This is a genomic window from Microbacterium sp. C7(2022) (assembly GCF_028823665.1).
Taxonomy (GTDB): Bacteria; Actinomycetota; Actinomycetes; order Actinomycetales; family Microbacteriaceae; genus Microbacterium.
In genome coordinates, this window is sequence record NZ_JAPEHV010000004.1 from 232,533 (window position 1) to 247,723 (window position 15,191).

The following is a 15,191-nucleotide window of genomic DNA, read 5'->3' on the forward strand; positions in this document are numbered from 1 at the left end:
TCGACACCGTGAAAGGCACTCCACCCATGTACGCGGACACCGCAGTCCCACCCGTCGTCGAGATGCGCGACATCACCATCCGGTTTCCGGGTGTGCTCGCCCTCGACGGCGTGCACCTCACTCTTCGCCCCGGAGAAGTCCACTCGCTCATGGGCGAGAACGGGGCCGGCAAGTCCACGATCATCAAGGCCCTCACCGGCGTCTACGCCGTAGACGAGGGCACCATCACCGTCGCGGGGAAGCGTCGCGAATTCCACGGCACCGCGGATGCACAGGATGCCGGGATCTCGACGGTCTACCAAGAAGTCAACCTCTGCACGAATCTCTCGGTCGGGGAGAACGTGATGCTCGGCCACGAACCGCGGTCAGCTCGAGGAATCGACTGGAAAAAGGTACACGCGGAGGCGGCACGGCACCTGGGCGCCCTTGGACTCGACATCGACACTCGCTCGACGCTGGCGTCGCATTCGATCGCGATTCAGCAGTTGGTCGCCATCGGCCGCGCGATGGTGCTCGATTCGAAGGTGCTGATTCTCGACGAGCCCACGTCGAGCTTGGACCGCGATGAGGTCGCGCAGCTGTTTCAGGTCATGCGCGACCTGCGGGCGAAGGGCGTCGCTATTCTCTTCGTCTCACACTTCCTCGACCAGATATACGAGATCAGCGACCGTCTGACCGTGTTGCGCAACGGCACGTTGGTCGGGGAGTACCTGGTCAGCGATCTGCCACGTGGCGAACTGGTGTCGAAGATGATCGGGCGCGAACTCGACGACCTGACGGCCATTGCCTCCTCCGCCGAGCGAGACATCGATCGTACCGGAACGCCCGTGCTGCGCGCGCAGGGGATCGGGCGACGCGGAGTGCTCGAACCGGCAGACATCGAAGTGTATGACGGGGAAGTCGTCGGGCTTGCCGGCCTGCTCGGTTCGGGTCGTACCGAGCTGGCACGTCTGCTGTATGGTGCTGACCGCGCCGACTCGGGAACCATCGAGATCGACGGGACTCCCACGAAGCTGACCACTCCACGGAATGCGATCGACCAGCGCATCGCCTTCTCATCGGAGAACCGCCGACTCGAAGGGATCATCGGCGACCTGACGGTGGCAGAGAACATCATTCTCGGCATTCAGGCCAAGCGCGGCGCCCTGCGCAAGATCAGCAAGGCTGAGCAGGACGCCGTCGTTGAGGAGTACATCACGGCGTTGGGAGTCCGGCCCGCCGATCCGAATGTGCTCGCCCGCAACCTGTCAGGTGGCAACCAACAGAAGGTGCTGCTCGGACGCTGGTTGGCCACTGCGCCCGAACTGATCATCCTCGACGAGCCAACTCGGGGGATCGACGTGGGCGCGAAGGCCGACATCCAGAAGAAGGTTGCCGAGCTGTCGGCTCAGGGCCTGTCTGTCATCTTCATCTCGTCCGAGCTCGATGAGGTCCTCCGCATCGCCCAGCGGGTGTACGTCATGCGGGACCGCAGGGAAATCGGCGATCTCGCCTCACGCGACACCGATGCGGACGGTCTCATCGACTACATTGCCAACAGCGGGCGGGAGAGCGCGGCATGAAATCCATAGTGAAGCACCGGTTGTTCTGGCCAGCGATCGCCCTGCTGACCCTCATTCTGGTCAACACCATTGCGCGTCCGCAGTTCATCGCCATCACGGTGCGCGACGGACAGCTGTATGGCGCACTCATCGACATCCTCCGCAATAGCGCCCCGCTCATGTTGGTCGCCTTGGGCATGACGATCGTCATCGCCACGCGAGGGATCGATCTTTCCGTCGGGGCGATCATGGCCGTCTCGGGCGCGGTGGCGCTGACCATCATCGACTCTTCCGGAAACCCGGAGGACCTGGGCACCGTTTTCGTGGCGTTGGCCACCGCCCTAATCGTCGCGCTCGTGCTCGGCGCCTGGAACGGACTGCTCGTCTCTGTCGTCGGCATCCAGCCGATCGTCGCCACCCTCGTGTTGATGCTGGCGGGGCGCGGTGTGGCACTGCTGATCACCGACGGCTTCATCACCACCGTCAATAGCGCGCCGTACTCATTCATCGCGACCGGCTACCTGTTCTTCCTCCCCTTCGCGCTGCTCATCTCGATCGCTGTGATCGCGGTCGTCGCGGTCGTGGAGCGCCGCACCGCGCTGGGCGTGCTCACTGAGGCCGTGGGAATCAATCCCGAAGCAAGTCGCTTGGCGGGCGTGCGCGCGCGCGGCATCGTCTTCGGGGCGTATGCCACCAGCGGGGTGCTCGCAGGATTGGCGGGGATCATCTACAGCTCGAACATCAGGGCAGCGGATGCCAATGCCGCCGGCCTGTTCATCGAGCTTTACGCGATCCTGGCCGTCGTGCTCGGCGGTACATCCCTGATGGGCGGCAAATTCACGATCGCCGGAACGGTGATCGGCGTGCTGACGATCCAGACGCTGGAATCGACGATCCTCTTCCTCGGAGTGCCATCCGCGCAGAGCCCGGTGTTCTTCGCGGTCGTGGTCATCGTCGTGGTGTTGGTCCAGTCGCCGCGCATGCACCGGTGGGCGAAGAATGCGCTCCGATCAACGCGCAACCGACGAACCAGCTCGCCTGAGCGCAGCAAGGAGGTGGTGGGCTCATGACTCTGGGAGTCGACACCCCGGCCGTGACCCGTTCGATGGGCGCGCGGTACAGCACCTTCGTCAGTCGGCGCGCATCCCTGCTGCCGACCCTGGCGGCCGTCGTCATCCTGGTCGTGCTGCTTGTGGCGGCCCAGACCCAGTTCGACAACTTCCTCAGTCCTCGTAACATGTCGGCCCTGCTGCTCGACAACGCCTATCTGGTGGTGTTGGCCGTCGGCATGACGTTCGTGATCTTGACCGGGGGCATCGATCTCTCGGTCGGATCGGTGATGGCCTTCACCGGCATTCTTGCGGCCAGTCTGTTGTCGCAGGGACTGCCGGTCTGGCTGGTCATCCCCGTCGCGCTGGCGTGCGGCGGACTGATCGGGTGGATGATCGGCGTGCTGGTCCACTATTTCGACGTCCAGCCCTTCATCGCGTCTCTCGCGGGACTGTTCCTTGCCCGCGGTCTCGCCTACGTCGTCAGCTTGGCCTCGATACGCGTCGAGAACGAGCCGCTGCTGTGGCTGCAGCGCACACGGTGGACGGTCGGGGATTGGTATCTCACACCCACCGGTCTGATCGCGCTGCTCACCGTGCTGCTCGCGTTCTTCGTGCTCCACTGGACGCGGTTCGGCCGCACCGTGTACGCCGTCGGTGGCGGCGAGCAATCGGCGCGGCTGATGGGGTTGAAGGTCGCCCGCACCAAGGTCCTCGTGTACGTCATCAGCGGTGTGTGCGGCGGACTCGCCGGGGTCTTGCTGACGGCATACTCGGGAGCCGGGTACCCGCGCAACGGAATCGGGACGGAACTCGATGCGATCGCCGCCGTCGTCATCGGAGGGACGCTCCTGACCGGCGGAACCGGATACGTGCTCGGGTCGCTGATCGGGGTGCTCGTTTACGGCACCATCAAGAAGGTCATCTCGTTCATGGGTGCAGAGCAGTCTTGGACGCAGATCATCATCGGAGCGCTGCTGCTGCTCTTCATCGTCGTGCAACGCCTCATCGTCGCGCGATCGGCCCGACGAAGGTGACAGTACTGGTGCGTCCCGCGCTTCGCGGCGCGGGACGCACCGTGACCGGGATAATGGCCTGATGGACCCCGCCCGCCCGTTGCTGGAGCTTACAGACGGCACCGTGCGCTTCGGGGCCGACGCCGCACTGGACGCGGTGTCCTTCCGGTTGTTCCCAGGCGAGGTTCACTCGTTGATGGGTGAGAACGGGGCAGGCAAGTCCACGCTCATCAAGGCGATCACCGGCGTTCATGCCCTCGACGCCGGGACGTTGCGCGTAGATGGCGCCCTGGTGACCTTCGCGTCGCCGCACGACGCGCAGGCGGCGGGCATCGGGACGGTCTATCAAGAAGTCGATCTCCTGCCCAACCTCACGGTGGCGGAGAACATCTGGCTCGGCCGCGAGCCGCGCCGACACGGCCGAATCAACTGGCCCGCGATGCGCCAGCGTGCGCGTGAGGTGATGAGCGAGCTCGGGTTGGATATCGACCCCGCGTCGATCCTCGGGACGCACTCCTTGGCCATTCAGCAGCTCGTCGCGATCGCGCGGGCTATTTCGGTCGAGGTGAAGGTCCTGGTGTTGGACGAACCCACCTCGAGCCTGGACCTCGACGAGGTGGCCGAACTGTTCCGAGTCATACGCGATCTCAAGGATCGGGGAGTGGCGATTCTCTTCGTGTCCCACTTCCTCGACCAGGTGTACGAGATCTGCGACCGTTTGACGGTGCTGCGCGACGGGAGGTTTGTTGGTGAGTACCTCACCCGAGAGCTGCTGCGGATCGATCTGGTGCAGGCGATGCTCGGGCGCAGCACAGACTCGCTGCGCGCGGAGTCCCGGGACGGCGTAGAGACCGAGACGGCCGTGCCTGTGTTGCAAGCGCGCGGGGTGAGCACGGCCGCGGGCATCCGCGACGCGGACGTCGACCTGCTCGCCGGCGATGTGCTCGGGGTAGCCGGGCTGCTCGGTTCGGGGCGCACCGAGCTCGCGCGAGCCGTGACGGGGATCGACCGACTCGATTCGGGTGTGATCCGGATTGAAGGGCGCTCGAAGGCGCCCGGATCGCCGCATCGCGCCATCAGCATGGGGGTCGTGTACTCGTCCGAAAACCGGCGGGCAGAAGGCATCATTGGCGACCTCAGCGTTCGTGAGAACATCGTGCTTGCCCTGCAAGCTGAGCGGGGGATGCTGCGGCGCATCAGCCCGGCCCGTCAGCGTGAGCTGGCCGCCAGCTGGATCGAAGCACTCGATATCCGCCCCGCGGACATGGACCGCCCCGCGGGCACGCTGTCCGGAGGGAACCAGCAGAAGGTCCTTCTCGCTCGCCTGTTGGCTCTGTCGCCGAAGGTGCTGGTTCTGGACGAGCCGACGCGTGGAATCGACGTCGGGGCGAAGGTCGAGATCCAGAATCTTGTCGGCGAGCTCGCCGACAATGGACTGTCGGTCATGTTCATCTCGGCCGAGCTCGAAGAGGTGTTGAACGTCGGAAGCAGGGTTGCGGTCCTGCGCGAGGGGCGGATCGTTGACGTGCGTCCGTCGGCGGAACTCTCGGTCGACTCGCTGCTGGCGATGGTGGCACAGCCGTCTGAGGCGGAAGGCGACGTGTCGTGAGCGATGAGAGTGCATCGCCGCGTTCGGCGAACATTTTCGATGTCGCCCGGTTGGCGGGCGTTTCGCACCAGACGGTGTCGCGAGTCATCAACAACCTGCCGAATGTGCGTCCGGCTACACGCGAACGCGTGGAGAAGGCGATCGCTCAACTGCGGTATAGCCCTTCGCCCGCAGCTCGCGCCCTGGTGACGCGCCGCACACGCACCATCGGACTGGTCACCCCCGGAATCTCGGACCACGGGCCGACGTCGATCGCCATGAATTTCAGCTTCGCTGCGCGTGAGGCCCGCTACCACGTCGAATCGGTGAGCGTGCCCCCGGACGACCCCGCCAGCACGCGGGGCATGATCGAGAGCTTGCTGCGCCAACGGGTGGACGCGATTGTGCTAGTCGTCGTGCATCAGGAAGTGCTCGAGTCGGTGCAGGGGCTCGACGTCAGCATCCCGGTCATCGCCGCGGCTGCCTCGCCGAGGCCGAGCCCGCTGTTCGTCTCGATCGACCAGTATCGCGGTGCGCGCTCGGCGGTCAGGCACCTGGTCGAACTCGGGCACACCCGGATCGGGCACATCGCCGGTCCGGCGAATGCTCCCGATGCGATCGAACGCGCGCGAGGCTGGCGCGACGAACTGATCGCGAACCGGCTCGACGTTCCCACCCCGGTCGCGGGCGACTGGTCACCGATGAGTGGCTACCGCATTGGATCCGAGATCGACATCGAGCCGAACTCGGCGCTGTTCGTGGCGAACGATCACATGACCATCGGACTGCTGTCGGCCCTCCGTGAGCGCGGCATGTCGGTACCCGGCGACGTCAGCGTCGTCGGGTTCGACGACGTGCCCGAGGCAGCGTACCTGTATCCCCCCTTGACCACGGTCCGTCAGGACTTCGCTGCACTCGGGGAGTTGATGATGCAGAAGGTGTTGCTGGCCGTCGAGCAACCCGACACGGTCACGGCCGACACCCCGTTGCCCACCCATCTGGTGGTGCGCACGTCGACGAGGGCCGTGCCCGGAGCGCCGTGACCAGGTGAGCTGCTCAGGGCAGCGCCGGCCACCCCGCGGGGCCGTCGGTCCCAGCGGCGTACTCCTCCAGAGGAACATCGCCGCGGCGCCATGCGTCGATGATGGGCTCGAGGATGCGCCAGCACTGCTCGGCGGCGTCGCCGCGCACGGCCAGCGTCGCGTCCCCATCGAGGATGCCCGACAGCACCTCGCCGTAGGCCTTAAGCGCACCCTCACCCAGTTCGGCCTGCAGCATGGTGCGTTCGAGCTCGAACGGATCGTCGCCGCCGTTGACGTTGAGTTCGAGCGCCATGCGGTCGGGCCCGAGCGTGAAGCGCAGCACACTGCCCGGCTCCTGACCTGAGAACCCGTCGGGCAGGTGCCGCACCGGCCGGAAGGTCATCACGATCTCGTGTGCCTCGCCGCTGATCGCCTTACCCGAGCGCAGAGTGAACGGCACGCCCTTCCAGCGTGAGGTGCGCACCTCGAATGTCGTCTCGGCGAGCGTCTCCGTACCCCGCGTGGGGTCGACGCCCGGCTCGTCAGCGTACGAGGGAAGCTCGCGCCCGTTGACCGAGCCGGCGGTGTAGCGGGCGCGGCGCGACGAGCGCACCGCGTTGTCGTTCCACACATGGGTCGCGCGCAGCACGGCAGAGGTGGCATCCCGCAGATCCACCTCGTGCAGCGTCGCGGGCGGTTCCATTGCGACGAACGCGAGTACCTGCAGCAGGTGACTCTGGATCATGTCGACCATTGCGCCGGCATTGTCGTAGTAGCGTGCGCGGCCTTCCAGGCCCAGCGCCTCGTCGAAGCGGATCACGACGGACTCGATGTGCTGCGCCGACCACACCGGCTCGAACACGCGGTTCGCGAACCTCGCACCCAGGAGGTTGAGCGTCGTCGACCTGCCCAGGAAGTGGTCGACGCGGAAGATCTGGTTCTCGGGTACCAGCTCGCGCACCGTGGCATTCAGCGCGTGCGCGCCTGCGCGGTCGGTCCCGAACGGCTTCTCCAGCGCGAGGATGGTGCCCTCGGGCAGGTCGACCTGGCGGAGCGCATCGCACGCGGCGGCGGCGATCGCCGGAGGCACGGCGAAATACAGCGCGAGGCGGCCCTCGACGTCGGAGACCAGCTTCTGCAACTCGGCGGGCTGGGTGATATCGGCCTTGACGTACGTAGTCTCGGCGATCGCGTCGAAGGCGGCCGAGGCGTCGGTGGTGGCGAACGAGCGCCGCACCGTCTCGGTCCACTTCGCGTCGTCCCAGTCGTCGATCCCGGCGCCGCGCAGATGCACGCGACGGTTCGGTTCGAGCGTCAGCAGCTGCCCGAGAGCGGGCAGCAGCAGACGCGACGTGAGGTCTCCGGAGGCACCGAGGATGAGCAGCGTCGTCTGGATCGTCATGGCCCCAAGATAGCCCCGACGTGTATCGAACCTGGCAGAGTGTGCGCATGCCCGCTCCGATCGAGGACTACGCCATTCTCAGCGACTGCCACACGGCGGCGCTCGTCTCTCGCGACGGCAGCATCGACTGGCTGTGCCTGCCGCGCTACGACTCGCCGTCGATGTTCGGCTCGCTGTTGGGCGACGCTGATCACGGCAGGTGGATGCTGCGCCCGACCGACTCGGATGCCACCAGCACACGCTCTTACGAGGGCGACGGGTTCGTGTTGGTCACCCGGTGGACGACATCCACCGGCGTCGCCGAGGTCATCGACGTGATGCCGCACGGCGATCGTCGCGCCGACGTGCTGCGTCGCGTACGCGGCATCGAAGGCGAGGTGGAGTTCACGCAGGAGATGCGCATTCGCTTCGATTACGCGCGGGCCATCCCCTGGGTGCGTCAGGCCGGGACGGATGCCGCGCCCGCCCTCGTCGCGATCGCCGGCCCCGATGCGATCGTCGTGCGCGGGGCCGCGCTGCACCCGACGGATCACGCCCACGTCGGCACGGTCGTCGTGTCGGCGGGGAAGCGCGTGGATCTGACGTTGACATGGTTCCGCTCGCACGAATCGGTGCCTGCTCCGGTTGACACCAGCGCGGCACTCGCGAGCACCCACAAGTGGTGGGCGCATTGGGCCGAGGGCATCGAACACACGGGCCCCCACCACGAAGAGGTGGTGCGCTCGCTGCTCGTGCTGCGTGCCCTCACCCACGAAGACACCGGCGGCATCGTGGCGGCAGCGACGACGTCGCTTCCGGAGGATTTCGGCGGCGTGCGCAACTGGGACTACCGCTACGTGTGGCTGCGCGACGCGTCGCTGACGCTAGAAGCGCTGCTCGACCACGGGTTCGTCACCGAGGCGCAGCAGTGGCGGCGCTGGCTGCTGCGCGCGGTGGCGGGCGACCCCGCCGACGTGCAGATCATGTACGGGCTGTCGGGCGAGCGCGATCTCGCCGAACGGACGCTCGATCACCTGCCCGGGTACGGCGGTGCCGCCCCGGTGCGTATTGGCAACGGCGCGGTCGGGCAATACCAGGCCGACGTGATCGGCGAGGTGATGGTCGCGCTCGAGGCGGCACGCCTGGCCGGCGTCGAAGAGTCCGAGTTCTCGTGGCCGTTGCAGCGGGCGCTCCTGCAATCAACCGAAGACAACATCGACCGCCCCGATAACGGGATCTGGGAGATCCGCGACGAACCTCGCCTGTTCACCCACTCGCGGGTGATGATCTGGGCGGCCTTCGATCGAGGCGTGCGCGCCGTGCGCGAGCACGGGCTTGAGGGCCCGGCCGAGCGATGGGAAGAACTGCGTGATCGCATGCGTGCCGAGATCGACGCCAACGGATACGACCACGAGCGCGGCCACTTCGTGCAGGCGTATGGCAGCGGTGAGGTGGATGCTTCGCTCTTGCTCCTCCCTCAAGTGGGCTTCTGCGCAGCCGACGACCCGCGCATGCTGCGCACGGTGGAGGCTCTCGAGCGCGAGCTGCTTCACGATGGCCTGCTACACCGCTACCGCACGTCCAGTGGGGTGGACGGACTGCCCGGCAACGAGCATCCCTTCCTCGCCTGCTCGTTCTGGCTCGTCGAGCAGTACGCGGCGAGCGGCCGCATCGACGACGCCCACGCCCTCATGGATCGGCTGTGTGCACTCGCGAACGATGTTGGCCTGCTGGCGGAGGAGTACGATCCGATCGCCGAACGTCACGTCGGCAACACTCCGCAGGCGTTGTCGCACCTCGCCCTTGTGCGCGCCGCCGATGCCCTGGTCGGACACAGCGGACGCGCCGCAGACAGAAAGAACTGACCGCGGCGCGTCCGGTTTTGTGTGAGGTGTGTCGCGCGAGGCGTCAGGACCCGAGCGCCTCGCGAAGCTTGACGCGGGCACCCATGCGCAACAGCGAGTTCTGGTAGATCTTCGCGCCGAGCACGATCGCAGCCGCGCACGTGGCCAGCAGGATCGCCAGCGACACCAGTGGCTCCCACCAATCGGCCGTGCCGAGGAACATGCGCAGGGGCATGGCCACCGGGGCCGAGAACGGCACGTACGACATGATGCCGAGCACGAGCGGATTGTCGAAGAAGAAGATCACTAAGAAGTACGGGGCCATGATGAGCATCGTCAGGGGCATGGTCGTCGAACCGATGTCTTCCTGACGCGACACCATCGATGCCGCCGCGGCGAACAGCGCCGCGAGCAGGATGAAGCCGAACAGGAAGAAGATCGCGAACCACGCGATCGGTCCGCCCAGGCCCTGCAGCAGTGCCGTCTGCCCGGTGATCGTCAACCCGATCACCGCTATGGACGCCAACAGCAGAATCTGCGCCATGGCGAGCACCGTATTGCCGATCACCTTTCCGGCGAGGAGCGAACGCACGGGGATCGCCGAGATGAGCAGCTCGATCACGCGGGTCTGCTTCTCTTCGACGACGCTCTGCGCGATCGTGCCGCCGAACAGCGACGCGGCCATCAGGAACACGACGCCGAATCCGATCGCCGCGACGTAGCCCATGGCCCAGTTCATGGCGTCGGGGTTGAGGAGTTCGACCGGCGGCAGTTGCGCGAACTGCAGCAGCAGTGATGACGAGACGTCTTCGTCGCCGATGAGCGCGAAGCCGACGGGGGAGGCGGGGTCGGCCACGACAGCGGCATCGACTTCGCCACTGGTCACGAGGGCCTCGGCTTCGCCGCGATCGGCCACCTCGGTGATGTCGAGCCCTTGAGTGTTCTGTACGAGAGGGGCGGCGTCGCTCGTGACGGCGACCGGCGTCCCCTCGGCGCTGCTGGCAGACAAGCCCGCCCAGATGACCAGGGCCAGCGCACCGACCAGCAGGATCGCAGTCGAGATGATGAACGCCTTGCTGCGCAGCTTCGAGCCGATCTCGCGCTCGGCGACGAGCCACGTGCTCTGCGCGGCGCTGGGGCCGGCGGGTGCGGGTGCGGGGGTGGGGTGTGAAGCGCTCACTGGATGACCTCCTTGAAGATCTGCGCGAGGGTCGGATGCTGCGGGGCGAAGCTCGCGACGTCACCCCGATCAACGGCGAGGCGCAGCACGCGCTGCACGGTCTCGTCGCTGTCGGCGTCGAACACCGCGAAGCCGCCGTCGAAGTCGACGACCTCGATGCCCGGCTCACCGCGCAACCAGCCCGCATCGCCCGCCGAGACGAGTTCGTAGCGCCGTGTGGAGTGCTGAGCGCGCAGGGCATCTCGTGCGCCCGCCGCACGGATCGTTCCGTCGGCGATGATGACCAAGTCGTCGCACAGGCGCTCGACGACGTCGAGTTGATGCGACGAGAACAGCACGGCCGCGCCGGCCTTCGCGCGCTCATGGAGCACGCCGGCGACCACATCGACGGCGAGCGGGTCCAGGCCCGAGAACGGCTCGTCGAGGATGAGCACCTCGGGGTCGTGCACGAGTGCCGCGGCGATCTGCGCACGCTGCTGATTACCCAGGGAGAGCGTCTCGACGTCGTCGTTCAGGCGCTCGCCGAGCCCGAGCTGTTCGAGCAGTGCGGCTGCGCGGGCCGTGGCATCCGGCTTCGAGAATCCGTGCAGACGCGCGAGATACGTGATGTGCTCGTGCACCTTCATCTTCGGGTACAGGCCGCGCTCTTCGGGCATGTAGCCGAAGCGGCGGCGGTCGCCCGCGGTGAGGTCGGTGCCGTTCAGCGTGACCGAGCCCGCGTCCTTGCCGAGCACGCCGAGCACGATGCGCATCGTGGTGGTCTTGCCGGCACCGTTCCCGCCAACGAAGCCCGTGAGGCGGCCGGGGCGAACCTCGAACGAGACATCGTCGAGTGCGCGCCGGTCACCGTACACCTTGGTGATTCCTGTCAGTTGCAGCATGCATCTCACGCTACGAAGACCGTGCGGCGGCGTCCTCCCCCCACGGGGGGAGATCATGGCCCAGCGAGGGGGAGATTTCAGGTGAGACCGTGGCGGTGTGCGTAGACGACAGCGGCGACGCGATCACGCGCGCCGAGCTTCTGCAGCACGTTCGACACGTGAGTCTTCACCGTCGCCTCGCCGATGTACAGCTGCTGGGCGATCTCGGCGTTGCTCATGGCCTGCGCGACCAAGCGCAGCACCTCGGCCTCGCGTTCGGTGAGATCGGGCGTCGTCGCGGGCTCGGCGGGCGTGGCCTCCGCGGGCGCGGCCGCAGGACGGGCGGGCACCTCACCGGTGGCACCCGCGGCGAACCGCGCGATCACACGCCGCGTCACTTCGGGTGCGAGCAATGCGTCACCGGCGGCGGCGACGCGGACGGCGTTCACGAGCTCTTCGGGGCCGGCGTTTTTCAGCAGAAAGCCGCTGGCGCCCGCTTCGAGCGCCGAGAAGAGGTAGTCGTCGCGATCGAAGGTCGTCACGATCACCACCGCAGCGCGATGTTCGGGATCGGCGACGATCAGGCGCGTGGCGTCGAGTCCATCCATGACCGGCATCTGCACATCCATGCAGATGACATCGGGCTGGAGAGTGGATGCCGCTTCCACCGCGGCTGCGCCGTCTGCCGCTTCACCGACGACCTCGATGCCGCCGACGGATTCGAGGATCATGCGAAATCCGGTGCGCATCACCGCGTGGTCGTCGACCAGCAGCACGCGGATCGCGGGCGTCATGCGGCAACCCGCACGGGGACCCGCAGACGCACCAGGAACCCGCCGCGACTGCGGGGGGAGACGTCGAGAGTGCCGCCCGACGCGGTCGCCCGCTCGCGCATTCCGACGATGCCGAGGCCCATCCGCATGGGCGAGGCCACGCGACCGGTGTTGGTGATTTCGAGCTCGACGCCGTCTTCGTCGTATCGCAGGCGCACATCTGCCGTGACGTCCGGCCCGCCGTGACGTCGCGCGTTCGTGAGCGCCTCCTGCGCGATGCGGTACAGGTTGACTTGCGTCACCTCGGCGAGCTCGACCGGCTGGCCGAATACGGCGAACGTTGTCGGCATGCCGTTATCGGTCGCGTGCGCGGCGAGCGCACCCAGGTCCGTCAGGCGCACCGTCGAGGCGTCGGGAGCCTCGGCATCGTTCGTGCGGAGCGTTTCGAGCAGCTGGCGAAGCTCGGTCAAGGCACTGCGCGCGGATGCCTCGATGCCGTTCAATGCCGCCGCCGCGGCATCCGGATCCCTCCCCATCACCGCGCGCGCGGCGCCCGCTTGCACCCCCATTGCCGACACGTGATGGGCGACCACATCGTGCAACTCGCGCGCGATGCGCACGCGATCCAGCGCCACCGCCTGCGCGGCCGTCAGCTCGCGCTCGTTTTCGAGCTCGCGCGTGCGCTGCTCGAGAGTGAAGCGCGCGATCGCGGACGCGTAGGCGCGGTCACCCATGTAGTACGCGCCGCCGAAAAACGCCGCGTTCACAAGGAACTGGATCAGCATGAACGCCACGAAGGGGGAGAACAGCCCCGCGCGGGACAGCCCTTCATCGGTGGGAGCTGTGGCCGACTGGAACGTCGTGACCATGAGCCACAGAAACATTCCGACAATGATCCCGATGCGCACGTACATTGCGCGGCGGCGATCGTCGACCCACGCGCCGACCGAGTACACCGCGATGAAGAGAGAGATGTTGCTCACATACAGCTCAGGAATGCGGGCGGACACCCCGACGAAGAAGGCCAGCGCGATGATGATCGCCGCGATCTCGGGGTAGCGGCGCCGGAAGATCAGCGGCATCGTCAACGCCGCCGCGTACACCAGTGCCCATCCGACGCTCGGGGTCGCCTCGTCGCCGTAGAGCCCGGCGACGGTGCCGAGGGCAGCACTGAGGATGGCGCCCACGAGAAGCGCGAAGGCGAGCCAGACGTCTGCGCGGAGGTCTGCGGCGGTCGGGCGATCCCGTCGCGGCGGATCAGTGGCGACGGGCGGATGCTCGACGGGGAGTCGGGAAGACATCCCTCCACGGTACGGGGGAGCTGATGCCCTGGGCATCCCCCTGAGGGAGGAGAACGGGCGCTACTCGGGCGTTTCGTAGGCCATACCCGACGTGCGGCCGACGTGCTCGACGACCGCGGATGGGTCGCGCGTCAGAAGATCATCGGGCGATCGTCGTCGTCCGGGCCGTCGAGATCGAGATCGACGACGACCGGCACGTGGTCGCTCGGGATTTCGCCCTTGCGCTCATCGCGGTGGATGGCGGCGCCCGTGACCGCGTCGGCGAAGGCGGCCGAGCCCAGAATGAAGTCGATGCGCAGTCCCTGGTTGCGGGGGAAGCGCAGCTGCTTGTAGTCCCAGTAGGTGAAACCGGTCGGCACGAGCGGGCGGACGACGTCGCTGAGGCCCGCACGTTCGAGTGCCGTGAACGCATCGCGTTCGAGGGGTGAGACATGCGTAGAGAAGCCCGGCACGATGGTCGGGTCGCCGTTGTCGGCGTCGGTGGGGGCGATGTTGAAATCACCCACGAGCGCGAGCGGAAGGTCGGGCTGGGCCTCGAGGGTGGTGCGCGTGTATTCCTCGAGGCTCTTCAGCCAGTGGAGCTTGTAGTCGTAGTGCGGGTCGCCGAGGGCGCGGCCGTTGGGGACGTACAGACTCCACACGCGCACGCCGTTGATGGTCGCACCCATGGCGCGTGCCTCTTGAGGGGCATCCGGCCCTTCATGACCCTTCGCGAAGCCCGGCATGTTCGGGAAGGCGAGCTCGACGTCTTCGATGGGTTCGCGGCTCGCGATTGCGACGCCGTTCCACTGCGAGAGTCCGTGCGCCTCGACGTGGAAGCCCGCCTCTTCGAACTTCTCGTAGGGGAACTGCTCGGGCTTGCACTTGATCTCTTGCATCGCGAGCACATCGATGTTCTCGCGCACCGCGAATTCGACCGTGCGCTCGACGCGCGCTCGGATGGAGTTGACGTTCCACGTAGCCAGACGCATGAGGTCAAGCCTACGATCCGGCGCAGACGCTCAGCGCCGCGCGAAATAGACTTCTGGCATGACCGTCTCTTCTACGCCCGCGATCGAGTCCGACCGTCAGGCCCTCATCGGCCTGATCACCGACGAGGCGGTGTTCCACGGCGACTTCACTCTGTCCAGCGGCAAGAAGGCGACGTACTACGTCGACATGCGCAAGCTGACGCTCGACCACCGCGCCGCCCCGGCGATCGGTCGCATCATGCTCGATCTGATCCGCGACGTCGACGGCATCGTCGCTGTGGGCGGCCTGACGCTCGGCGCCGACCCCATCGCCAACGCTGTGATGCACGAATCCGCACGCACCGATGCGCCCCTCGACGCGTTCGTCGTCCGTAAAGAGCCCAAGGACCACGGCCGGGGCCGTCAGATCGAGGGCGCCGATGTGAAGGGCAAGCGCGTCGTCGTCGTGGAAGACACCTCGACGACGGGGCAGTCGGCACTCAAGGCGGTCGAGGCGCTGCGCCGCGAAGGCGCCGAGCCCGTCGCCGTCGCCGTCATCGTCGACCGCAAGACCGGCGCCCAGGCGGCCATCGAAGCAGAGGGCCTGCAGTGGCTTGCCGCCATCGACCTCGACGACCTGGGGCTCGCCCCGCAGTGATCCTCGGATGCCGCGCCCGCAGATCAGG

General features: G+C 67.0%; 13 protein-coding genes. 7 read left to right on the forward strand and 6 right to left on the reverse strand.

The features are described from left to right. The first annotated feature begins 26 nt into the window (after positions 1–26). The 5 genes from ON062_RS07490 (at position 27) to ON062_RS07510 (ending at position 6,237) form a co-directional block, all read left to right on the forward strand. Positions 27–1,562, forward strand: a complete 1,536-nt coding sequence (locus ON062_RS07490) for a sugar ABC transporter ATP-binding protein (RefSeq protein ID WP_274646502.1) — start codon at positions 27–29, stop codon at positions 1,560–1,562. Then, the gene (locus ON062_RS07495; RefSeq protein ID WP_274646503.1) at positions 1,559–2,611 is read left to right on the forward strand and encodes an ABC transporter permease; all 1,053 of its coding nucleotides are present in this window, start codon (positions 1,559–1,561) and stop codon (positions 2,609–2,611) included. Before ON062_RS07490 ends, ON062_RS07495 begins: the two co-directional genes overlap by 4 nt. Continuing rightward, on the forward strand, positions 2,608–3,627 hold the full coding sequence (locus ON062_RS07500; RefSeq protein WP_274646504.1) for a sugar ABC transporter permease YjfF: 1,020 nt from the start codon (positions 2,608–2,610) through the stop codon (positions 3,625–3,627). Before ON062_RS07495 ends, ON062_RS07500 begins: the two co-directional genes overlap by 4 nt. A gap of 61 nt (positions 3,628–3,688) precedes the next feature. After that, positions 3,689–5,215 (forward strand): sugar ABC transporter ATP-binding protein, encoded by a 1,527-nt coding sequence (locus ON062_RS07505; RefSeq protein ID WP_274646505.1) that lies wholly within the window; start codon positions 3,689–3,691, stop codon positions 5,213–5,215. Continuing rightward, positions 5,212–6,237 (forward strand): LacI family DNA-binding transcriptional regulator, encoded by a 1,026-nt coding sequence (locus ON062_RS07510; RefSeq protein WP_274646506.1) that lies wholly within the window; start codon positions 5,212–5,214, stop codon positions 6,235–6,237. Before ON062_RS07505 ends, ON062_RS07510 begins: the two co-directional genes overlap by 4 nt. 13 nt (positions 6,238–6,250) lie before the next feature. Here the strand turns inward: ON062_RS07510 and ON062_RS07515 are convergent, their stop codons facing one another. Then, a complete protein-coding gene (locus tag ON062_RS07515) occupies positions 6,251–7,618 on the reverse strand; it encodes a glucose-6-phosphate dehydrogenase (RefSeq protein ID WP_274646507.1) in 1,368 nt (455 codons plus the stop codon). A 20-nt stretch (positions 7,619–7,638) separates the two neighbouring features. On the opposite strand from ON062_RS07515, the gene ON062_RS07520 reads away from it, so the two are divergent. Further along, complete coding sequence (locus ON062_RS07520; protein WP_274646508.1) at positions 7,639–9,462, forward strand: glycoside hydrolase family 15 protein; 1,824 nt, start codon at positions 7,639–7,641, stop codon at positions 9,460–9,462. A 43-nt stretch (positions 9,463–9,505) separates the two neighbouring features. On the opposite strand, the gene ON062_RS07525 is transcribed toward ON062_RS07520, so the two are convergent. The 5 genes from ON062_RS07525 to ON062_RS07545 form a co-directional block, all read right to left on the reverse strand. Then, positions 9,506–10,621, reverse strand: coding sequence for an ABC transporter permease (locus ON062_RS07525; protein ID WP_274646509.1), 1,116 nt, complete (start codon positions 10,619–10,621; stop codon positions 9,506–9,508). After that, complete coding sequence (locus tag ON062_RS07530; protein WP_274646510.1) at positions 10,618–11,502, reverse strand: ABC transporter ATP-binding protein; 885 nt, start codon at positions 11,500–11,502, stop codon at positions 10,618–10,620. Before ON062_RS07530 ends, ON062_RS07525 begins: the two co-directional genes overlap by 4 nt. 77 nt (positions 11,503–11,579) lie before the next feature. Further along, entirely contained in the window at positions 11,580–12,275 is a 696-nt protein-coding gene (locus ON062_RS07535) for a response regulator transcription factor (protein WP_274646511.1), read from the reverse strand. Then, positions 12,272–13,555, reverse strand: coding sequence for a sensor histidine kinase (locus ON062_RS07540; RefSeq protein ID WP_274646512.1), 1,284 nt, complete (start codon positions 13,553–13,555; stop codon positions 12,272–12,274). The genes ON062_RS07535 and ON062_RS07540 overlap by 4 nt, the downstream gene beginning before the upstream one ends. A 131-nt stretch (positions 13,556–13,686) precedes the next feature. Continuing rightward, complete coding sequence (locus ON062_RS07545) at positions 13,687–14,526, reverse strand: exodeoxyribonuclease III (protein ID WP_274646513.1); 840 nt, start codon at positions 14,524–14,526, stop codon at positions 13,687–13,689. A gap of 58 nt (positions 14,527–14,584) precedes the next feature. On the opposite strand from ON062_RS07545, the gene pyrE reads away from it, so the two are divergent. Further along, positions 14,585–15,163, forward strand: coding sequence for an orotate phosphoribosyltransferase (gene pyrE, locus ON062_RS07550; protein ID WP_274646514.1), 579 nt, complete (start codon positions 14,585–14,587; stop codon positions 15,161–15,163). Positions 15,164–15,191 lie beyond the last annotated feature (28 nt).